Annotated in this window: 14 protein-coding genes; 3 read left to right on the forward strand and 11 right to left on the reverse strand. The window is 62.1% G+C overall.

The genetic code is table 11. The features are described from left to right. Window positions 1–21 precede the first annotated feature (21 nt). From ABWP89_RS01510 to ABWP89_RS01530, 5 genes are all read right to left on the reverse strand, one after another. On the reverse strand, window positions 22–375 hold the full coding sequence (locus tag ABWP89_RS01510) for a copper-binding protein (RefSeq protein ID WP_353226675.1): 354 nt from the start codon (window positions 373–375) through the stop codon (window positions 22–24). Continuing rightward, complete coding sequence (locus tag ABWP89_RS01515; protein WP_353226676.1) at window positions 372–3,521, reverse strand: efflux RND transporter permease subunit; 3,150 nt, start codon at window positions 3,519–3,521, stop codon at window positions 372–374. The genes ABWP89_RS01510 and ABWP89_RS01515 overlap by 4 nt, the downstream gene beginning before the upstream one ends. Beyond that, on the reverse strand, window positions 3,518–4,768 hold the full coding sequence (locus tag ABWP89_RS01520; RefSeq protein ID WP_353226677.1) for an efflux RND transporter periplasmic adaptor subunit: 1,251 nt from the start codon (window positions 4,766–4,768) through the stop codon (window positions 3,518–3,520). Before ABWP89_RS01520 ends, ABWP89_RS01515 begins: the two co-directional genes overlap by 4 nt. Next, window positions 4,758–5,999 carry a TolC family protein gene (locus ABWP89_RS01525; RefSeq protein ID WP_353226678.1) on the reverse strand — a complete coding sequence of 414 codons (1,242 nt, stop codon included), beginning with the start codon at window positions 5,997–5,999 and terminating at the stop codon, window positions 4,758–4,760. Before ABWP89_RS01525 ends, ABWP89_RS01520 begins: the two co-directional genes overlap by 11 nt. Before the next feature lie 67 nt (window positions 6,000–6,066). Then, on the reverse strand, window positions 6,067–6,336 hold the full coding sequence (locus tag ABWP89_RS01530) for a hypothetical protein (RefSeq protein ID WP_353226679.1): 270 nt from the start codon (window positions 6,334–6,336) through the stop codon (window positions 6,067–6,069). Between the two features lie 625 nt (window positions 6,337–6,961). Here ABWP89_RS01530 and ABWP89_RS01535 point away from each other — a divergent pair. Further along, window positions 6,962–8,941 carry a TonB-dependent receptor plug domain-containing protein gene (locus ABWP89_RS01535; protein ID WP_353226680.1) on the forward strand — a complete coding sequence of 660 codons (1,980 nt, stop codon included), beginning with the start codon at window positions 6,962–6,964 and terminating at the stop codon, window positions 8,939–8,941. A 148-nt stretch (window positions 8,942–9,089) separates the two neighbouring features. Here the strand turns inward: ABWP89_RS01535 and ABWP89_RS01540 are convergent, their stop codons facing one another. The 5 genes from ABWP89_RS01540 to ABWP89_RS01560 form a co-directional block, all read right to left on the reverse strand. Continuing rightward, complete coding sequence (locus tag ABWP89_RS01540; protein WP_353226681.1) at window positions 9,090–10,229, reverse strand: MFS transporter; 1,140 nt, start codon at window positions 10,227–10,229, stop codon at window positions 9,090–9,092. Window positions 10,230–10,525: 296 nt separating this feature from the next. Next, on the reverse strand, window positions 10,526–11,248 hold the full coding sequence (locus tag ABWP89_RS01545) for an RES family NAD+ phosphorylase (RefSeq protein ID WP_353226682.1): 723 nt from the start codon (window positions 11,246–11,248) through the stop codon (window positions 10,526–10,528). Beyond that, entirely contained in the window at window positions 11,245–11,658 is a 414-nt protein-coding gene (locus tag ABWP89_RS01550) for an MbcA/ParS/Xre antitoxin family protein (protein WP_353226683.1), read from the reverse strand. Before ABWP89_RS01550 ends, ABWP89_RS01545 begins: the two co-directional genes overlap by 4 nt. Before the next feature lie 52 nt (window positions 11,659–11,710). Continuing rightward, window positions 11,711–15,949 carry a strawberry notch-like NTP hydrolase domain-containing protein gene (locus ABWP89_RS01555; protein ID WP_353226684.1) on the reverse strand — a complete coding sequence of 1,413 codons (4,239 nt, stop codon included), beginning with the start codon at window positions 15,947–15,949 and terminating at the stop codon, window positions 11,711–11,713. Window positions 15,950–16,014: 65 nt separating this feature from the next. Further along, entirely contained in the window at window positions 16,015–16,911 is an 897-nt protein-coding gene (locus tag ABWP89_RS01560; RefSeq protein WP_353226685.1) for a DUF7146 domain-containing protein, read from the reverse strand. A gap of 125 nt (window positions 16,912–17,036) precedes the next feature. Here ABWP89_RS01560 and ABWP89_RS01565 point away from each other — a divergent pair, with 125 nt between their 5' ends. Continuing rightward, complete coding sequence (locus ABWP89_RS01565; protein WP_353226686.1) at window positions 17,037–17,693, forward strand: lytic transglycosylase domain-containing protein; 657 nt, start codon at window positions 17,037–17,039, stop codon at window positions 17,691–17,693. A gap of 241 nt (window positions 17,694–17,934) precedes the next feature. Here the strand turns inward: ABWP89_RS01565 and ABWP89_RS01570 are convergent, their stop codons facing one another. Further along, window positions 17,935–19,197, reverse strand: coding sequence for a site-specific integrase (locus ABWP89_RS01570; RefSeq protein ID WP_353226687.1), 1,263 nt, complete (start codon window positions 19,195–19,197; stop codon window positions 17,935–17,937). A gap of 483 nt (window positions 19,198–19,680) precedes the next feature. On the opposite strand from ABWP89_RS01570, the gene ABWP89_RS01575 reads away from it, so the two are divergent. Beyond that, entirely contained in the window at window positions 19,681–20,874 is a 1,194-nt protein-coding gene (locus ABWP89_RS01575) for a M48 family metalloprotease (RefSeq protein ID WP_353226688.1), read from the forward strand. Window position 20,875 lies beyond the last annotated feature (1 nt).

Raw genomic sequence — 20,875 nt, forward strand, 5'->3', positions numbered from 1 at the left:
GGTCTTCGAAACTGGGCGGTCTCATTGCTTGCTGATCTCGGTGATTTGGGCGGACGTGCCGGTCACCGTGAATTTGAATGCCACTTTGTCGCCAACAGCGATTTCCGAGAGCTGATTTGCCGTCGCGCCGAATGCCATTGTCATCGCGGGCCACTGCAGCTCAGGTACCGGGCCGTGATCGAGCGTGATCTTGCCTGCCGCCGTGTCGATGGCGGTGACAACGCCGGTCGCCTGCCCGGCTCTTGTTGCCGCTGGCATCGACATGCCGGGCATGGGCTCGGGGCTGGCGTTTTGCGGTGTTTCCGCGGGCTTGCTGCAAGCAGCCAGTGCTGCGGCAACCAGGGTGACGACGATGGTCACGGCAGTTCTAATCATTCGGGTTCTCCTTGGGGGTGTTGATAGGTTGGGCGGTGTCTTGGGCGGCGCATCAGAAGGTAGGCGGCCGGTATGATGAGCATCGAGAGGAGTGGAGCGGTGATCATCCCGCCAACCATCGGGGCAGCGATCCGGCTCATCACTTCGGACCCGGTGCCGGTGCCGACGAGAATCGGGATCAGGCCCGCAAGAATGACGGCGACGGTCATGGCCTTGGGCCTGACTCGCAGCAGCGCGCCTTCGCGCACCGCAGCGGCCACGTCGGTCTGGCCCGGATCGGGGGGCTGGTCGGCCAGCGCGTATTTCAGATAAATCAGCATCACGACGCCGAACTCGGCGGATACTCCGGCGAGCGCGATGAATCCCACGCCGGTGGCAACCGATTGATTGTAGCCCAGCAGGTAGAGCAGCCAGACCCCGCCCGTCAGCGCGAACGGCAATGTCGCCATGATGAGCGCGGCTTCATCCCAGCGGCGGAACGTCGCATATAGCAGCGCAAAAATGATCAGCAGCGTTGCAGGGATCACGATCTTCAGCCGTTCGGTTGCGCGCTGGAGGAACTCGAACTGGCCCGTGTAGGCGATGCTGATGCCCGGCGGCAGCTTCACCTGCTCGGCAACGGCGCGTTGCAGGTCGCGCACAACGTCCGTCATTGCGCGCCCCCTTGCATCGACATAGACCCAGGTTGCCGGGCGGCCATTCTCGCTGCGGAGCATCGGCGGACCGTTGGTGATGCGCACATCTGCGACCGTGCCCAGCGTGATCTGCTGGCGTGACGGGGTGAGGACTGGCAAGCTGGCGATCTTGTCGGCGCTGTCACGCAACTCGCGCGGATAGCGCACGCTGATCGGATAGCGCGCCAGTCCTTCAACGGTTTGGCCCACCGCCTCGCCGCCAATGGCCCCCGACACGACCGATTGGACATCCGCCACATTCAGACCATAGCGTGCGGCAGCGGCCCGGTTGATCTGGATATCGATATAGCGCCCACCCGAAAGCCGTTCGGCCAGTGCCGAACTGATCCCCGGCACCGTCTTGGCCACCGCCTCGATCTGGCGTGCCGTGCGATCAATCTCGTCGAGGTTTGCGCCCGAGACCTTGATGCCGATCGGGCTCTTGATGCCGGTCGCCAGCATATCGATGCGGTTGCGGATCGGCGGAATCCAGAAGTTCGCAAGGCCGGGGACTTTCACCGTCCTGTCCAGTTCGTCGATCAGCTTGTCCTGCGTCATCCCGGCGCGCCATGCGCTTTTGGGTTTGAAGCGGATCGTCGTCTCGAACATCTCGAGCGGGGCAGGATCGGTGGCGGTATCGGCGCGCCCTGCTTTGCCAAACACGCTTTCCACCTCGGGCACGGTCTTGATCAGCCGGTCGGTCTGCTGGAGCAGCATCGATGCTTTGGCCGTGGAGATGCCAGGCAGGGCCGAGGGCATATAAAGCAGATCGCCCTCGTTCATCTGCGGCATGAACTCGCCGCCCGTCTGGCTGATTGGCCAAACGCTCGACGCGAACACAAGCCCAGCGATAAGCAGCGCCTGTTTGGGCTTAGCCAGAACCCAATCGAGCGCGGGCTGATACATCCGGGTCAGCCAGCGATTGATGGGATTGCTCTGCTCGGCTGGTATTCGCCCGCGGATCAGCCAGCCCATCAGGACAGGGACGAGCGTGATCGACAACAGGGCCGCACCGGCCATCGCATAGGTCTTGGTGAAGGCGAGCGGGGCAAACAGCCGCCCCTCTTGGCCTTGCAACGAGAAGATCGGGATGAACGAGAACGTGATGATCAGAAGGCTGAGGAACAGCGCTGCCCCCACTTCGGCGGCGGCGTTTGTAATGACACCCCAGCGCTCCGGCCCCTTCAGTTCTGCATCGGGGTGATCGTGCGCCCAGCGTTCGAGGTGCTTGTGGGCGTTCTCGATCATCACGACGGCGGCATCGACCATCGCGCCGATAGCAATGGCAATTCCGCCCAGCGACAGGATGTTTGCGTTCAGGCCCTGCAAGCGCATCACAATGAAGGCGATTAGGATGCCCAGCGGGAGTGTCAGAACCGCGACTAGCGCCGAGCGAACGTGCCAGAGGAACAGCGCGCAGACGAGCGCGACGATGGCAAACTCCTCAAACAGCTTGCCGGTCAGGTTCTCGACAGCCCGGTCAATCAGTCCCGACCGATCGTACGTCGTGACAATCTCGACACCGGGCGGCAGGCTCGCCTTGAGTTCGGCCAGCTTGGCGCGAACGCCGCCAATCACCTCGCGCGCATTCTTGCCCTGACGCATGACGATGACCCCGCCTGCAACCTCGCCCTGGCCATTGAGTTCGGCAATGCCGCGCCGCATGTCGGGGCCGATCTGCACTGTCGCCACATCACCAATGGTGACCGGGATGCCGCCCGCGCTCTTGAGCGGAACGGAGCGGAAATCCTCCAGCGTCTTCAGATAGCCGGCCGCGCGGACGACATATTCGGCCTCGGCCATTTCGATCACGCCGCCGCCGGCTTCCTGATTGGCGCGCCGCAAAGCATCGCCCACTTCGCCGGCTGTCACGCCGTAGGACGCCAGTTTCTGCGGATCGACAACGACCTGATATTGCTTGACCATCCCGCCGATGCTGGCAACTTCGGCAACGCCTGGCACGGCCTTCAGCTCGTAGCGCAGAAACCAGTCCTGAATGCTGCGCAGCTGCGCGAGATCATGCCGCCCGGTCTTGTCGACCAGCGCATATTCGTAAATCCACCCGACACCCGTCGCGTCCGGCCCGAGCGAGGCCGTTGCACCAGCCGGCAAGCGGCCCTGCACCTGGCTGAGATATTCCAGCACACGGCTGCGCGCCCAATATAGGTCAGTGCCGTCTTCGAACAACACGTAGACAAAGCTGTCACCGACGAACGAGTAGCCACGCACCACGCGTGCGCCGGGAACCGAGAGCATGGTTGTGGTGAGCGGATATGTGACCTGATTTTCGACGATCTGCGGAGCTTGTCCCGGATAGGTCGTGCGAATAATCACCTGCACGTCGGACAGATCGGGCAGCGCATCGACCGATGTGATCTGCACCGCGCCAATCCCGATGATCATCAGCACCAGCGCGGCCAGAACCACCAACCCGCGCGCCCTGACCGAGGCCCTGATGATGGATTCAATCATTTGGACGCGCCAATCGGACGGACGACGATGCCGGTGAGACTGGCTTCCGAATCGATCAGGAACTGGCCCGAGACAACGACCTCTTCGCCCTCGCTCAGCCCCGCGAGAACTTCGGTCTGGCCGCCGCTTTCGCGCCCGGTGCGAACTTCGGCAGGATGATAGCGTCCGTCTTTTGCTGACAGCATTACCAGCGTGCGCGTGCCGGTGCGGATGACCGCTTCACTGGGAACAAGCAGGGCTGTGCGCGCGTCACCGCCAAGGCTAACGCTTGCAAACATGCCGGGGCGCAATCGGCCGCCGCGATTGGCGAGCTCGATCCGCACCGTCAGCGTCCGACTATCGGTTTGCGCTGTCGGCAAGATCGCAATGACCCGGCCTGCGAACGCCTCGGCTGGAAACGCCGTCAGCGTGGCGGCGGCATTCTGCCCCACACGGATCAATCCCGCTTGCGCCTCCGGCACGGCAGCATTGAGCCAGACCGTCCCGAGGCCCGTTACCTGAGCAAGCGTCTGGCCGGCCCCGAGCGTTGCCCCGGCGCGCGCATCAAGCGTCTGGATCACCCCGCCGATGGGGCTTGTGACTGTGACTGTGCCACCTGTGCGCCCCGAGCGTTCAACGCCTGCAATCACGCTTTCCGGCATGCCGAGCAACCGCAGGCGCTGGCGTGCGGCAGCGGTAAGCGTTGGATTGCCCAGCCGCTTGACCGACAGGAATTCGGTCTGCGCGCCTCCCCATTCGGGCAGTTGAAGATCGGCAATCGGCGCGCCTGCGCCGATCACATCGCCCGGCGCGCGGCCATAAGTTCTCTGCACGAACCCGCCCGACCGCGCCTGAATGTTGGCCACATCGCGCTGGTTGAACTCGATGCTGCCGGCAACGCTGAGGTTCGCTGTCAACGCCCCGATCTTCGCAGCTACTAGGCGAATGCCCAGGTTCTGCCGGGCCGATGGATCGATGGTAACACCCGGAGCCGCTCCGCCCTCGCCGCTGCCCGCACTGCCGCTATCGGCGTACTTCGGCATGAGCTCCATATCCATGAACGGCGACTTGCCCGGCTTATCGAACTTCTGGTCCGGGAACATCGGGTCATAGTAGTAAAGCACTTTGCCGACGGGATCGGCTGCACCGGCTGCTGGCTTGGTGCTTTCCCGCTGGGTTCCGAGCCAATAACCGCCGCCTCCTGCAACCAGGATGGCGACCAGAAATGCCGCGCGCAAGCGCACCGCCGAGATTGTTTCAAAGCTCATCGGTTGCACCTGCATATGTGATGTTGATCCGGACCGCGTCTCGCGCGACTTCTGCTTCACGGTCGAGCAGGTCGACTTCGGCCTCGGCGACGGAAAGCGTTGCCAGCAACGCAGTGCCGAGATCGGTCTTGCCCGCCGCGTAGCTTTCGCGGTCGAGCATCGCCCGCTGCTTGGCGAGCGGCACCAAGGTCTTGCGGGCATTTTCGAGGCGCTGGTGATGCATGGTGTGTTCAGCCAGATTGGCTTCCAGCCCAGCCGCCCATTCGCGTTCCGCGGCCGCACGTTCGAACCGAGTTCGATCGGCCTCGCTCAGGGCAGCTGCGATTTTCGGGTCCTGACGGCGCTTGGCGAATAGCGGAAGGTCGATGGTGACCCCGACTGTCACAAGATCGCCGTAGCTTGGCTCGCGGCGGCCATACGAGGCACTGACTGTCCAGTCCGGGTGCTTGTCTGCGCGCGCCAGTTGCGCCTGTGCGTCTGCCGAAAGGGTGGCGGCGTCGCGGGCGCGCAGCATCGGGACAGCCGCCAGTGAGGACCGCAAGCGCGCTTCATCGACCGGCAGCTCGGGCGGTTCGCCAGCCGTTTGTACGTCCGTGTCTCCGGTGAATCGGATCAGTTTGGCCTTGGCTTTGGCAACATCGGAAACCAGCGCCGCCCGGCGGTCTGCCACTTGGGCACGCAGTTGCGCGGGCTCGAGAGCCTGACTGGGCCGCGCGCTGCCCGAGGCCAGGCGTGCGCTTACTGTCGCCTGCAGATCATCGAGCCCGGCATCCAGCGACTGCAACAGGGCAAGGCGCTTCTGGCCGTAATAGAGGTCGATCCACGCTAGCGCGGTCTCGAGGCGAACGGCGCGCACTTCGATGAGCCGGTCCGCTTCCGCCACCGTGATGCCTGCGGCCGCCATCGCCGCACGGGCATGCCGCTTGGCGGGATTGGTGAACTGCTGGCTCACGCCGATGCTCGTCATCGTGAAATTATCGCGGTTCAGGCGGCCCGCGTCTGGCCCGGTGACCGGAAAGTCCTTTAGCTCCAGACTAAGAGTCGGGTCCGGAAGCCGGTCTGCAGCGATGGCGGACGACCGCGCTGCCGCGATGCCGGCATCGCTCCCCAGCACACTCGGCGATTCCGCCGCACGTCTCAGCGCGGCACCAAACGTCAGCGGTTCAGCCAACGCAGCCGTCGTCCCCAACGGGACGGTGACCGCGCACGCGGCCAACCAGAACAATCTCATCTTGCAAATCCCTTGACTGAATCGGGCAAGAAGGAGGCGCCGGCATCATCAGCGCTCCTTTTGGCATTCAGGCAAGAATTGAAGGCGGGTCAGGATCCGGAGCAATCTCGCGCCCGTGCAGCACCTGCATTGCGGGCCAGGTTGCCGCCAGCAAAGGCGGCAGTATCGCGACACCGAGCAGCGGCCCAGCGTCGGTTGTGATGCCAACGGGGCAATTTGCCATCGCAAAGCAGCAAAGCGACTGGTCCTTGCTTGGTATCTTGCCCTTGCCAGTATGTTGCATTTCAGCGCAGCCGGGCATGTCGGCCATACCTGCCATGCCGTACATCGCGGTCATCTCGGCTTGGGCCATGTCCCTGCAGGGCGCTGTGTCGCGCGCAATCCCTTGGCTGGCGAGGCCAAGGAGGACACCTAGCAGAAGCAAGTGACGGGCGAGCGACTTCAACATTTCCCGCAGTTGGGGCTGGGCATCATAAAAGTCAATTCGCGCAGGACAAAGTGAACGCGCTTGAGATCGCAGGACGCAAAGTGTGAATTCAAGGTGTAAGCGAACTTCTGGCGATTTCACCGGGCGTGTCTTCGGTTACACGCCGGACGTGGTGCGCATTTCCGGCGAAACGAAAGCCTATATCCGGGGAGATCAGATGACTGGCATCCACTATTGTCTCTTCTGTAGGTGCGTCACCCGCTGACAACCGCTCAGCGACGTCCTTTGCACGATTGGTGTCAGTGTACGCTTGCTAGACAATTTGAATTAAAGCACCAGTGAAGCGACAAAATTCGATAACGCTGCCCGCGCTCAGCAAGCCCATCAAGCCGCATTGCTGCCGCTGCCACCTGCCCGCACCTTTTCACGTGTGCCCATCGAACAGATTGCTATCACAACCATTAGCGGTGCTATACCGGCGCTTCGACCAAAGCCCGCCCCATACCGCAGATATCAGATCGGCGATCGAACGAATATGACGTCATATAAATTCCGCGCCGCAATCGCTTTGCCGTTACTGGTGCTTTCGGTGCTTGTCGAAGCCCCGCCTGCCAATGCCCAAAGCAAAGAGGAGCCTGAGGCCGAAGAAGCCGATGCTGGCGAGATCGTCGTCCAGGCAACACGATCTGGTCGCCGCTTGAAGGACGAGTCCATCCGTGTCGAGGTCCTTGGGGGAGAGGAGATCGAAGAGAAGCTGCTGATGTCACCTGGCAGCATTGCGATGCTGCTCAGCGAAACTCCCGGCGTACAGACCCAGATTGTCTCGCCAGGGCTGGGCGCTGCCAATATCCGCATCCAGGGTTTGAAGGGCCGCTACACGCAGCTCCTGTCCGATGGCCTGCCGCTGTTCGGCGGGCAGGTGCCGCCGATCGGCATCGTGCAGATACCGCCGGTCGACCTTGCCCAGGTCGAACTCATCAAGGGCGCTGCGTCCGCACTTTATGGCCCGTCGGCGCTCGGCGGTGTAATCAATCTCGTCTCGCGGCGTCCGCGCGACGAGCCCGAAGCCGAAGTGCTGCTCAACGCGACTAGCCGCAACGGCCAGGATGTTGCCGCGTATGGCGCTACCCCGCTGGGGGCAAACATGGGAGTGTCGCTGACTGGTGGCTACAATCGCCAGACGATTCAGGACCTCGATGGTGATGGCTGGGCGGACATCCCTTCGTTTAGCCGTTTTACACTGCGGCCGCGGTTGTTCGCCAAAACCGGCGGCGGCATCAGCATCATGCTGACCGGCGGGGCGATGCACGAACAGCGCGAGGGCGGCACGCTTGCGGGACGCACTGTTCCTGACGGTACGGCCTTTCCGCTGACAGTGCGCAGTCGTCGCTATGATTTGGGCGTGACTGCAGACATTCCCATCGAAGGTCTCGGCAAGCTGAGGGTCCGCGCTTCCGGTGTTACGCAGAACCATAATCACCGATTCGGCACCACACTGGAAGATGACCGGCATCGCACCGTGTTTGCCGAAACCTCCCTGAGCGGCGACGCGGATGGTCTCGAATGGCTGGCTGGCACCGCGGTGCAGATCGACGACTATCGGTCGAAGCAGTTCAGCTCATTCGATTACAGCTATAGTGTTCCCGCCGTGTTCGGTCAGTTGCAGCGCGATATCGGCCCTGACCTCAAACTGGCGGGAAGCGCGCGGCTCGATTTTCATAGCGACTTCGGCACGCACTTCAGCCCACGTGTGTCGCTGACGTATCACCCGGGGCCGTGGACCGTGCGCGGGTCATTCAGTAGCGGGTTTTTCGCACCGACGCCGTTCATTGAGGAGACCGAAGCATCCGGCTTGTCGCGTCTTGCGCCTCTGGGAATCTTGCGCGCCGAAACTGCACGTTCGGGGTCGATCGACGTGGTCTACGCCGAGGGTCCGCTTGAGGTGAACTTGACGCTATTCGGCTCCGACATCGATCATGCCGTGCAGTTGCGGACCCTGTCGCCGACTCTGGTCGCGCTGGTCAACACCGATGGCGTGACACGCACGCGCGGCGGGGAGTTTCTGGCGCGCTATCGCTGGGATGAGCTGCGACTGTCGGTGAGCTATGTCCATGTGTCGGCTGTCGAGCCGGACCCCGATCAGCCTGGACGCCGAATCGTGCCGCTGACGCCGCGCGATGCAGCGGGCATGACCCTGTCGTGGGAAGAGCCGGGACGTGGCCGGATTGGGCTTGAAGGCTTCTACGTCGGCCGCCAATCGCTGACCGACAACCCATTCCGGCAGACGAGCCGGCCTTATGTTCAGATCGGTGCCATGGCGCAGGTCAATCTCGGCCGCGTTAGCCTGTTCGCCAATGTCGAGAACCTGCTGAATGTGCGGCAGACGAAGTATGACCCGCTGGTGCTGCCGAAACGGGCACCGAGCGGAAGCTGGACGGTCGATGGCTGGGCGCCGACCGATGGCATCCTGTTCAACGCTGGGGTCAAGTTTAAGTTCGGCGGGCACCGCGACTGACACTGACGACTTCAAAGGCGGCACCGTCGGACCGCATGACCAACGGGGATTGCGAGGTGCAAGGCCCTCAGGCGAAGTCAGGTGCTGCTCGGGTTCTTCGCCAGAGTACGGATGATTGTCGGACATTGTCGCGTCAAACGGTGCGGCCTTAGCGTTGCTCCGTTGGTCTCAAACGTTTGATCGTTACCGCAAGCATGATGGCGGCGAGCATGGCAAAGCCGCCGCCTGCAAGAAAGGTTGTCGATGCGCCGTACGTCGACCAAAGGAGCCCAGCGACGCTGCTGGCGGCAAGGAGGGCGAAGCCGGTGGCAAGATTGAACAACCCGAATGCCGTTCCGCGCAGCCGCGCGGGTGCCACATCGACAACCATCGCCGCCAGCAACCCTTGGGTCAGGCCCATGTGAAGACCCCACATCGCGACTCCCAGAAGTAGTCCTGCAACATTGCTGGCAAACGCAAGGATCAGGTCCGCCACGATCAGCACTACCAGCCCAGCCAGCAGAATGAGACGGCGATCGATCCGGTCCGATAGGCTGCCGGCAGGTGCCGAGACTGCCGCATAGACAAGGTTCATGGCAACCATCACGCCCGGCACAAGCGCGGCAGTCACTCCGAGGTCGCTGGCGCGAAGGACAAGGAACGCTTCGCTGAACCGCGCCATCGTGAACACCACGCCGAGCACGACGACCCGCCAATAGGGGGCGCCGATGGTACGCACCTCCGACCAGCGAATGGGCAGCGGCACCGGGGCGGTGCCGGTTGGGCGGGATGGTTCCTCGACGCCAAAGATCAGCAAGAAAACTGCAATCACTGCCGGGACAATTGCCCATGCAAAAACCCCGCGTATGTCGCCTGCCAGTGCGAACATGAGCGCAATCGCAATCAGCGGTCCAGCAAAGGCACCGATCGTATCAAGTGATTGCCGCAGGCCAAACGCCGCTCCGCGGACCGCTGGCGGGGTGATATCGGCAACCAACGCATCGCGCGGTGCCCCGCGGATGCCCTTGCCAATACGATCGGCCATGCGAGCGCCGAAAATAGCCAGCGGAGTCGCCGCGAGCGGGAAGACCGGCTTTGTCAAAGCGCCGAGCCCGTAGCCGATCACTGCAAGAAGTTTGCGTTTCCCGACGCGATCACTGATCCATCCCGAGAACACCTTGGTGATCGCGGCTGTCGCCTCGGCAATTCCTTCGATCAACCCTACCAAGGCCACGCTGGCGCCGAGTGTTCCGACAAGGAACAGCGGCAGCAGGCTGTGGATCATCTCCGACGAAATATCCATGAACATCGACACAAAGCCGAGGGCCCAGACACCTCGCGGAACGGATGCCAGTCCCGTTCGCGGGGGAGGTTCAGAGATCGACATTATTTGGTTCGCTTACCTGAGCGGCAGATGCACTGTCCTCCCTACTTCGGACGCTATGTTTGCAAAAAGGATAATCCCCTACCCGCATCCGGTCCATTTGAATCGTGTAGCGCCGAACCCGCTTTTGCACCGCGTGTCGGGGTTCTTTATAACTGCAGTTGGGGCGCAAAGCCGCCCTAGCCCGACAGCCGCCGACTGATGTCTTTGCTTCAATCTGATCAGGGCAAATCCACTAAGCGAAAGACCGCACCCGAGCCCGCATCGCGCACTAAATCAACCAGCGCGCCGTCCCAATGGTAGTCAAGATGCCGCCCCTGGATAGGATCGCCCGCGCAATCAGGATAGAACAGTCCGGCGCATTCGCCGCCGGCGTGACGGATGCTCGGATAGACCAAACCATCTGACCCAGTGGCCCGCAGCGTCTTCACCAAGGCTTGGGAGGCAGTGTAGTTTTCGGGATCAAGCGCGGGATGAGTCGCGGCTCCGGCACCGCGCAGATCATGCAGGTCGGCTCTAACCGAGAGAACGATTTCCCGGAACTGCGAGGTCCAACCCGGTGCTTCGGCCGTTCGGGCCATGAAGCGGGCATGGTGGTGGATCGTTTCGAACAGCGCTGTCTCGAACACCTTACCAACATAGAGCACGCCGTAGCTGCCGTCGGTGAAACGGCTGGGCCTGTCCGCGCTGACATGCGTGAACGGAGCCATGAGCCAAGAGGCCACTAGGCCACCAACCCGGCGCTCCACTGGCACTAGGTCCAGATTGCCGATCGAGGACATGATGCGCGGATTGGTTTTCTGCTCGGCAGAGATCAGCAGCGGCCAGTCTGCCGGGTCAGCGATATCCTCGAACAAGTCGATGGGCGGGAAAGCGCTGCGGATAATCCTGACCGCCCCTGTCCATCTAACAGAACTCACTGGCAGGCTATCGGTGTCGCTCACCAGCCACCGCGGGTCGCGTCGAGATAGCGGCGCACGCGCATGATATCGGTGAGTTCGCCGCCGAGCATGACCTCCAAAGCGCTCGATGCGTTAAAGGCGGCATTGCCCGCCCTGATCCACGCATAGCCTCGCTGGGCTTCGGCAAAGATGATGCGCAGCGCCTTGTGAATGCCCATCAGATTGGAGAGACGCGCACAACCATCCCGCGAAACCCGGCCCGGCCCCTCTGCCTTCCAGCGCCGGTAGGTCCGCACTGGCATATCGAGCAGGGTCGCCGCTTGATCATCGGTGAGCTCCCATTTGCCGAACAGGCCGAGCGCGGCCCGGAACATCGCGGCGGCTTCTTCCTGCGTGACAGGCTCTGCTCGGAACGCGGGAGGGACGGTTTCAACGGGTTGCAATGCCAGCACTGGAAATCTCCTTATGGCAGTATATAAGCGATATGATGCCGTTTGGCAATCTTTACCCAGATTCGCCGCCAATTCGGTCAAGGATGCCCGGCGCGCCATCAATAGGGATGAACAGCCGCGTCTGGAACCGGATGATTTCGGTGAAGCACCCTTGCGCCTTGTACCAGTCGAGGCGGCTTGCCGACCAACCCGTCAGTTCAAGCCGCTGCGCGCCGTTGACGAGGCTGCGTTTGAGCGAGAGTGTCTCGCGCGCTCTGACAGACATGGCACGGCCGCTAGTCAGAACCGCCGCAACAAGGCTTTCTGGCGCAATCTCAGGCAGGGCATCGAGGCCCAGAGTGGTGCAGATATCGCCGACGGCATGCAGCGGGACTTCGCGCCCCAGCAGCGAACGACCGTCGCTTGCAGAGATGCGGCTCACCCGAACATGATCTTTCGGCAGCTTGTCCCACACCGGGAGCAGAAGGCCCGTCGCCAGATGGAGCCGTTCGCGCTTGAGCGAGGACAGAGCCTCATCGACTTCTGCCTGCCAGGCAGCCCGAAACGCCTGCTCATCGACCGGCTCCCAGCTGCTTTCGGTAAGCTGATCGGCGGTCAGGTGTCCGCGCTTCAGTGGGCGCACCAATTCATACCGGGTAACCCGGCTGCCATCGTCGGCAAGCAGACTGCGCGCCGGCACCAGCAACGCCGCCCGGCCCGAGCGCGCATTGCGCAGCAACCTGCGACGATTACCCGATGGCGCTTCAATCTGCTCAAGCCGGTCGAGAGTCAGGGGCTTCAGTGCTCGGGCAATCTCGAGTTCAAGCAGGTGCGTCGTGGCGCCCGACACAGTGTCGGTGCGCAGCAGAGTGTCGGACAGGACCTCAAAGCTCTCGACAGCGATGGTCTCGAGTCCGAGGTCGAGCGTTCCTGCCGCCCGCGCCGCATCGATCCGCGCTTCGACAAGGCCGAGGAATTCGTCGAAGATCGCGTTCTGCAAGCCAATCGGCAGGGCGAGGATGCGGTTGAGCCAGCGCTGGATTGGGGGCAAGTCATCGACCATCCCGCCATCGGCACTTTCGATCCTGAGCCCGGTCAGGTCCTGAAACCGGGCCAGCCCGACAGCCTCAAGCTTGCCTGTGAACAGCAACCCGAACCACCGGTGCAGCGCATCCTTGGCATAGACGCTCTCGAGGTTGTCAGCGGGATCGAACAGGTTCTGCCCGCCGGTCTGGCGCTGCCCGCGCGTCAGTGCACCCAGGCTGTCGAGCCGCCGCGCGATCGTCGAGATGAAGCGGCGCTCGCCGCGCACATCGGTGGTCACCGGCCGGAACAACGGGGCGGAGGCCTGATTGGTGCGGTTGGTGCGACCAAGGCCTTGGATAGCGGCATCAGCCCGCCAGCCCGGTTCGAGCAGGAAGTGGATGCGGCGTGCCTGGTTTCTGGCGGCAAGGTCGGCATGATAGCTGCGGCCCGTTCCGCCCGCGTCCGAGAAGACCAGAATGCGCTTGTCGGCGTCCATGAACGCCTTCGTTTCGGCAACATTGGCGCGGGGCGTGCGCGTTTGCAGCTTCTGGCGTCCGTCAGACCCGACAATCAGACGCCGCGTCCTCCCGGTGACTTCGGCAACCTGATCGGTGCCAAACTGTTCGATGATCGCATCGAGCGCGGTCGCAATCGGCGGCAAGGCGCAGAGCTGCTCGATCATGCGGTCGCGCGCAGCCATCGCCGCGCGGCACAAGACTGGATTGCCCTGATCGTCGGACATCGGCTCGGACCGCGGGTTGCCGTTCTCGTCAGTGAAGACCGCCATCAGCCGGACGGGGAAGCTCTTTTCGAGGTACTGAACGACGGCCTCGCGCGGAGACAAGTCAATCTCGAGCGCCTCGCGTTCGGCGTCGGAAAGATCGGCAAGCCTGCGGTTGAGCATGGCCTCCGCAGTCGAGACCAGCTGCACGACGACCGCTTGGCCTTCGCTCAGCGCGAAATCGATGGCTGGCAGCAAGCTCGGCAGCTTCATCGAGAGCAAAAGCTGCGCAAAGAAGCGCTGCTTGGTGCCTTCGAAGACCGATAGCGCCGCCGACTTGGCACCCGAATTGAGCGTATTGCCGCTATCGCCATCGACAATGCGCGTGGCTTCCAGCGCCTCGCGCAAGTTTGCATGGATGATCGCCCAGCCGTCTGCATAGGCATCGTAGACCGCAATTTGGTCCGGTGTCAGACAGTGTTCGAGTATTTCATATTCGACACCAGCGAACGACAGCGCCCTTGCTGTGTAGAGGCCGAGCGCTTTGAGATCGCGGGCGACCAATTCCATCGCGGCGATCCCGCCCGCTCGGATGTCGGTGACGAATTCCTCACGGTTTGCGAAGGCCGTTTCCGGTCCCCAAAGCCCGAGCCGGGTTGCATAGGCCAGATTGTTGACATCCGACGCGCCAGTTGCAGATGCATAGAGCACTCTGGCGCGCGGCAGCAGGTTCTGAAGGCGGACACCGGCTACGCCTTGTTCGGACCCCTTGACTTTGCCTCGCGATCCTTCTCCGCCAGCTGCATTGGCCATGGCGTGGGCTTCGTCGAACACGATCACACCGTCGAAATCGTCACCCGCCCAGGCAAGGATTTGATCGAGTCGGGTGGCATCGGCGCGGCCTGAGCGAAGCGTAGGATAGGTTACGAAGAGGATGCCCTCGGGCATGGCAATCGGTATGCCGAGTTTCCATGACGCCAGCGGCTGGACGTCGATGGGCAGCCCTCCAAGCGCGGACCAGTCGCGGCGTGCATCTTCCAGCAGCGCCTCGTTCTTCGAGATCCAAATATGCCGCCGTTCGCTGCGCACCCAGCGGTCGAGGATGACGCTGGCAACTTGCCGTCCCTTGCCTGCACCGGTGCCGTCGCCAAGGAAATAGCCCGCGCGATAAGCCCTGCCCTCGGCGCTGGGCTTGAGCGTGCAGCCCTTGTCCTCGGGCGCAAACAGGCCGGGCAAATCGCGTGCATGGGCATTGGCGGCGTAGATCAGCGTTTCTGCCTGGGCCGCCGATAGAAGGCCCCGGTCGATCACGCCGCCGGGCAACTGCGGGACCTGCGTCGGGACTGGCGCAGTGATCGAGCCCATCGCCACCGATTCCACGAGCGGCGTCGGATGTTCTGCGGCACCGGGCATGACGATGCGGCTCGGCCGATAGGGGAGATAGTGTCCGACTTGTTCGGGCGTGGGTGCGGCGGTGTCGAGCGATGTGAACGCCACTGGCTGCACTGCCAGCGTGGCCGAAGCCGGCTTGATGGCTGCGGGCAGTGGACGGGAAGCGGAGTTCAGCAGCGGAAGGGCTCGAACGGGGCGTAACGCCAAAACCTGAGTAGCAACACGGGACGATCGGGTTGGGAGGTTATCGATCAGCTCGCAAAGTTCGCCGAACTCGGCGGTTTTGGCGTCGATCCCGTCGGTGGTGCCCTGGATCTTGTCGAGCACGAGCAGCCGCGTTGTGATCGATGTGCCATGGGCGACAAAGCCACGCTCGATCGCCACGTCGAGGCGCAAGGCCACTTGGCCGATTGCGTCTTTCAGAAAGCGCGTAAGATCGAACCACTCCGGCATGATTGCCACGAGCCGTCCGCCGGGTGCCAATCGGTTCCAGGCCGAACGCAAGTGCCGCGCACCGGTTCGACCGTCATGCCCGCGCTCAAGCCCATGCGAATAGGGCGGGTTCATCAGAACCACGCTGGGGCGCAGCGCGGGATCAAGCAGTTCGTCGATCAGCTCGCCATCGAGCCCGGTGACTCTCGCCGCAGGAAACACGCTTTCGATACAATCGCGGCGCAAAGCCGATATCTCATTGAGGACGAGCCTCGCTCCGGCCTTGTCAGCCCAAAGCGCAAGCATCCCGGTTCCTGCCGATGGCTCGAGTACCAGATCGCCGGGTGCCAACGCGCTAGCCCGCGCCGCGAGCCAGGCAATGCGCGGCGGGGTCGCAAATTGCTGGAGTTCGATCTGTTCCTCGCTGCGAACGCTTTGACGCGGAAGCTGCGCTTCGAGGCAATCGAAGCATGTCGATGCAGCAGATGGACTGGACGCCAACGTCAATTGAGGCTGTTCACGCAGCCGCAGCACTTGCGCCAGTTCGAGCGCCGTATGCGCGTCGCGTACCGACCAGCGGCCATCGGCATCGCTCCCACTAAAGTGCGCGGCGAGGACGGCATTGCGCACAGCCTTTGTGACCGGCGCGCCGGTTTCGAGGTATCCTACCAGTTCCTTGGCGGCAGACAGGACAAGCGGCTCACCCGCAAAGGGCAAGGCAAGAACGGGGGACGTGGACATGAAAACCTCCTGAAGAAACCCGCGCCATGCAGGTCTCGAAAGGCGCCAAGCCCCCTCCCCTCTGATCAGGTGTCGACGGTAATCCCGGCCATCAGCACGTCGTTCCAGTCCGCTCCGGGCTGCTCGGGCCGATGCGTCACGATGGTGCGTCCCTCGCACGCATAAGCCGCGCGGGCGCGAAGTTCGGCTTGCGCGCCTCCGGCATCGTGATCGATAAACAAATGGAGTTCGCTCACGCTCTCCGGAATCGCGACAAGCCCGAAGCGTTCAGTCCCAAGCGTCGCCCAGCAGGGAATGCCGGTCAGCTGCTTTGCCGACAGCGCCGTCTCGATCCCCTCGGCGAGGCCCAGCTTGCCGCCCCGCGCGCCGTGCAGGCGAACGGCCCCGCGCCCCAAGGCACCGAGCGCGCGCTTCGGGCCATCGACTTTCGCGATTCTGGCAGTCTTCAAGTCGATGAACGTGCGGTGGAGCGCAAGGACGCCCAGGTCATTGCGCACTGTCGCCACCAGCGCCGGAAAGAACCGCACTGCACCCTTGGGGCCGAGCGGCGTGCGCGCCAGATAGCGCAAATCAGGCGAACCAGCGGTGATGCCGCGCTTCGCCAGATAGCGTTCTGCGGGACTATCGATAAGGCAAACAGCCTCACGCCAAAGGCGTTGGATATTCTCCGGAGGTGCTTCGTCCGAGCGAACCGATCGGACCGAAACGGATCGACCGTCGAATAATGTCGCAGTTTTGATCCCGCGCTGCGCCAATGCCGCCAGCACGGCGTCGTTTGCGCAGCCGGCGAAGCAATGGAACAGGATTGCACGTGAGCCCAGCGTCACGCTGAGCGACGGGGTGCGATCTTCGTGGGCAGGACAGCGGCACATGCCGCGCGAGCGCGACCACGAGCCGCCAAGGCCGGTGACAATCTCTCGGGCACGGACTTCAAGACGATCAATAACAGGGGCATTCGACATTGGGCATCTCCATAATGGATGCCACCGCCCGCGCAGCCTCCGCTCTGCGCCCATTCGAAACGCGCTTTATCGCGCTCGATGTTCTATATATGTTCTAATCCGAGTCGGCTAGCGAAAGGTTCATCATGAAACGTCTGCAATGCAGTGGTGCGATTTTGATAACAGCGCTGGCTTTGACCGGATCGGCATTCGCGGCAGAGGCGCCGCTCTCACCGACCAACGCTGTTCAAGTTCAGCAGACTGGCGTGACTACCGAGACCAAGCCGGGCGGATTTGCGCTGGTGACGTTCGGCACCTGGCACACACCCGAGGTTCGTAACCCTATCGCATCATCCGTCGCGGCGACCGGGCAACTTACGAATGTACGCCCTAACAACCTATCTAGCGGCAGCTTCCGGCGGGCGATCTATCTCCCGCATGTGCAAGCGGCGGAACGGCGATACGCCCTTCCCCATGGCTTGCTCGATGCGCTGATCTGGACCGAGTCCCGTTATAATCCCTTGGCACTAAGCAAAGCGGGTGCAGCTGGCTTGGGCCAGCTAATGCCTAGCACCGCCCGTGCGGTGGGCGTGGTTAATCGCTATGACCCACGCGCGAACCTTGGAGGTGCCGCACAGTACTTACGGCAACTGCTCGACCAGTTCGGCAAGATCCATCTTGCAGTTGCCGCCTACAACGCCGGTCCCGGCGCAGTCCGAGATTCCGGAGGCATCCCAAAGAATGCCGAGACGCCCAGCTATGTCCGGAACGTCCTCGCTACTTGGCAGAGCTTGAGACCCTGACGAACACCCTCGCGCCGGGTGAAATCGCTCTGCCAGATCCTAGGGCGATGGCATGCGAAAATCTGCAAACCACTCAGGGCGATCCGGGCCAGACAATTTTGTCGGTCAAAGTGTGAGGCCGTCTTTGCACCCATAAATATTTCATTTGGTACGTTGTTTCAGAAATACAGATGTCTTCGTGTCAGCAGGCTGTCGTTGAAGTCCACTACTGGCTAATCGAGGCGAGCCACGGCAACAGCCTTCAACGAACGAGGGCCAAGACCTTGGCTCCGTTCAGCGCCGCTTCTCTTGCTTCGTCGAGTACTTCGACGGCCTTGAGTTTGAACTCTGGCGCAAGGTGCGCGTAGCGCAGCGTCATCGTATAGTCGCTATGGCCGAGCAATTCGCGGATGGTGTTGAGATCGACGCCGCCCATAGCCAGACGCGATGCAAAATGGTGGCGCATGTCGTGCCAGCGAAACTCCGTAATCTGTGCTTGCTTGAGCAAACGCCGCCATGACGAATTGGCGCGATCAAACCGGTCGCCCTGCTCGTTGACGAACACCAGCCCGGTAGTGTCTTCGCTCTGTGCGCGCCAGTTGAGCAATGCCGATGTTGCCTCCCGATTGAGCGGGATATGACGCGTCCGCCTCGACTTGGCGGTTGCGCCGGTAACAGTCAGGATCCGCCGGTCCAGATTGACGTTTGGCCAGGTCAGGTCGAACAGCTCTCCCCTGCGACATCCCGTGTTGAGAGAGAGCAGGATCAGGGGTTTGACATGATCGGTAAAGACCACATCCCGCAGGCTGGGCAATAACGGATATCCACGCTGCGCCCGCCATTGGTTGGCATTGTCGCGCTCAGCGCGGCGGCGCTCTTCCCGATCCTCTATCGCATCGCGCAGTCGTACTTCTTCTTCTGCGCTGAGATAGCGAACCTTGAGGCAGTCATCGACGCGCGCTTTCTTCACCTTTGCAAGAGGGTTCGTGGGAAGAATCTCCCAATCCACCGCACGATTGAAGCAGGCCTTGATCGAGGCAATGTCCCGATTGATCGTCTGGTTGCTGAGGCCCCGATCGACCTCCTTGGCGCGCCAGCGCTCGACATCGAGTGCGGTGATCTTGTCGAGCGGCTTCTTGAGCAGCGCTTTGAATGCGGTCTTGAGCCGTTTGACGTTCTGCTCATGGGCCTTCTGGCTCGCCTTCGCCCAAGCTGCATAGTCGCCTTCAAGAAACGCCCCGAAGGTCGGCATCTCTGCCTTCGGCTTGCGTGCCTCGATCGGATCGATACCCTGGAAGACTTCAGCCAAAATTCCGCGGGCGCTTTCCCGCGCGTCGCTCAAACTGAGGACATCGGCGCGCCCAAGCCAGACGCGCTTGCCGCGGGCGAACTCACAATACCACGACTTCGCACCGCCCGGCGTTACCCGCAAGACCAGCCCCTTGAGCCGCGTGTCGCGATGCTCCACGGGTCGCTGTGTCGGCGTGATCTTGTCAACAACCAGTTGTGTCAATGCAGAGCGCATCGGGCGGCCTCACCTCTCTAGCAGAACTTGAAATCCCGTGGTGCTGTGGTGGTGCAAATTGATGAAACAAGGCGGAACAAAACAGGAAAATCTGCACCACCACAGCACCATGGAGGTACCCAATAAGGCCCGAAAAATCAAGGTTTTTTGTTTATTTTCGGTGCCTTATGGGTCGCTCAAATTAACGGCTGGGGGTGTGGGGGTCGGAGGTTCGAATCCTCTCGTCCCGACCAACTAACAATCAATTCGATATGCTGAAAAAGACGCTCTCCGCCCTTCGGCGTGCAGAGCTGTTGGCGTTGCTGGCGCAAGTTTGGTGGCCGGCGCAACTTTACGCGCCCAGTTGTATCGGTCCGGTATGCCGAAACGCATGGAAACCGGTCTGAACATCCCAAAGAACCCTATTGCAAACGACAGTTTAACAGCTGATCGTTATAGAGCCCGTTCGGCAGGTTTCGGTTGCAGCAGGGAAATCCGGAAAAAATGACCATGCAAGACGGCCATTCCGCGCAAGCCAGGGATTTGCTTCCGCTTAAATATCACCGCGATCTTGTTGAATACCTTAAACAATCCGAACCACATGTGTGGGAATGGGCCAGTTCGACCAGTGCCGCGTCGCAGCAATCCGACGACGTTCGCGATGCCATGCTGCGCCAGACCTACCGGCTGGAACCGGACAGCCATCCCGCCGTGTTCGCGGCGTGTGCCGCCGCCATGGAAAAGCTGGGCATCGAAGCGCCCGTAACCATCTACCAGGCCGCCGACGGAACCATGAATGCCGCGCTGTATTACGTGCCCGGCGAAATTCACCTGATGTTTTCCGGCCCTACGCTGGAGCGGCTGGGTGAGGCCGAGCTGCTGGCCTTGATGGGGCACGAACTGGCGCATTACAAATTGTGGTCATGCGACGATAACGCCTATTTCAATGCCAGCCGCATTCTCGAAATGGCTCTGTCATCGCCTGCTGCCACGCCATCGCACCGCGAAACCGCCCGCCTGCTGAGCCTGAACACCGAACTTTATGCCGATCGCGGTGCGGCGCTGGTGGCAGGAGACGTTGCGCCCGCGGTTGCGATGCTGGTGATGGTGATGACCGGGCTGCGCAGCGTCGATCCGGCCGCTTATTTGCGCCAGGCCGCCGAGCTTGAGGCAAGCAACATCAAGTCATCAGGCCATTCCCATCCTGAATCCCATTTGCGGGCACGCGCGCTCGAATTGTGGTGGCGGGCATCGGAACAGCTTGAGAACTGGATCGACCGCCACCTGTTCGGCCCGATTTCGATCGAATCGCTCGATCTGCTCGGGCAGGACCGGTTGACCAAATTGACGCGCGAATTCCTGTCGGGCTTCGTCGCGCAGATCGAGGCGCCGAGCGAGGAAGTGCTGACACAAATCCATCGCTACTTCCCCAACCTTGCGCCGGGCGAAGACGCGCTGGACCTGAACCAGATTGCGCACACCCGGATCGACGATCCGACGCGCGATTATTTCATCTCGCTGATGTTCGATTGCGCGCTGTCCGATCCGGAATCGTGCGATTACGTCATGACCCTGGCGGCCAGGACGGCAGGCGAGATCGGTGCCGCAGATCAGCTCAAGACTGCGCTCAAACGCGATCTGAAATGGACCAAAAAGGCGACCGACAGCTTGTTCGCCCGTGCGGTAAAGGCGGCCTGAC

The sequence above is a fragment of the Novosphingobium sp. genome (assembly GCF_040398825.1).
Classification (GTDB): domain Bacteria; phylum Pseudomonadota; class Alphaproteobacteria; order Sphingomonadales; family Sphingomonadaceae; genus Novosphingobium.

Coding starts and splice junctions, on each gene's coding strand:
- ABWP89_RS01510 (WP_353226675.1), bottom strand. CDS start 375: ATGATTAGAACTGCCGTGACCATCGTCGTCACCCTGGTTGCCGCAGCA.
- ABWP89_RS01515 (WP_353226676.1), bottom strand. CDS start 3,521: ATGATTGAATCCATCATCAGGGCCTCGGTCAGGGCGCGCGGGTTGGTG.
- ABWP89_RS01520 (WP_353226677.1), bottom strand. CDS start 4,768: ATGAGCTTTGAAACAATCTCGGCGGTGCGCTTGCGCGCGGCATTTCTG.
- ABWP89_RS01525 (WP_353226678.1), bottom strand. CDS start 5,999: ATGAGATTGTTCTGGTTGGCCGCGTGCGCGGTCACCGTCCCGTTGGGG.
- ABWP89_RS01530 (WP_353226679.1), bottom strand. CDS start 6,336: ATGACCGCGATGTACGGCATGGCAGGTATGGCCGACATGCCCGGCTGC.
- ABWP89_RS01535 (WP_353226680.1), top strand. CDS start 6,962: ATGACGTCATATAAATTCCGCGCCGCAATCGCTTTGCCGTTACTGGTG.
- ABWP89_RS01540 (WP_353226681.1), bottom strand. CDS start 10,229: ATGTTCATGGATATTTCGTCGGAGATGATCCACAGCCTGCTGCCGCTG.
- ABWP89_RS01555 (WP_353226684.1), bottom strand. CDS start 15,949: ATGTCCACGTCCCCCGTTCTTGCCTTGCCCTTTGCGGGTGAGCCGCTT.
- ABWP89_RS01560 (WP_353226685.1), bottom strand. CDS start 16,911: ATGTCGAATGCCCCTGTTATTGATCGTCTTGAAGTCCGTGCCCGAGAG.
- ABWP89_RS01565 (WP_353226686.1), top strand. CDS start 17,037: ATGAAACGTCTGCAATGCAGTGGTGCGATTTTGATAACAGCGCTGGCT.
- ABWP89_RS01570 (WP_353226687.1), bottom strand. CDS start 19,197: ATGCGCTCTGCATTGACACAACTGGTTGTTGACAAGATCACGCCGACA.
- ABWP89_RS01575 (WP_353226688.1), top strand. CDS start 19,681: ATGACCATGCAAGACGGCCATTCCGCGCAAGCCAGGGATTTGCTTCCG.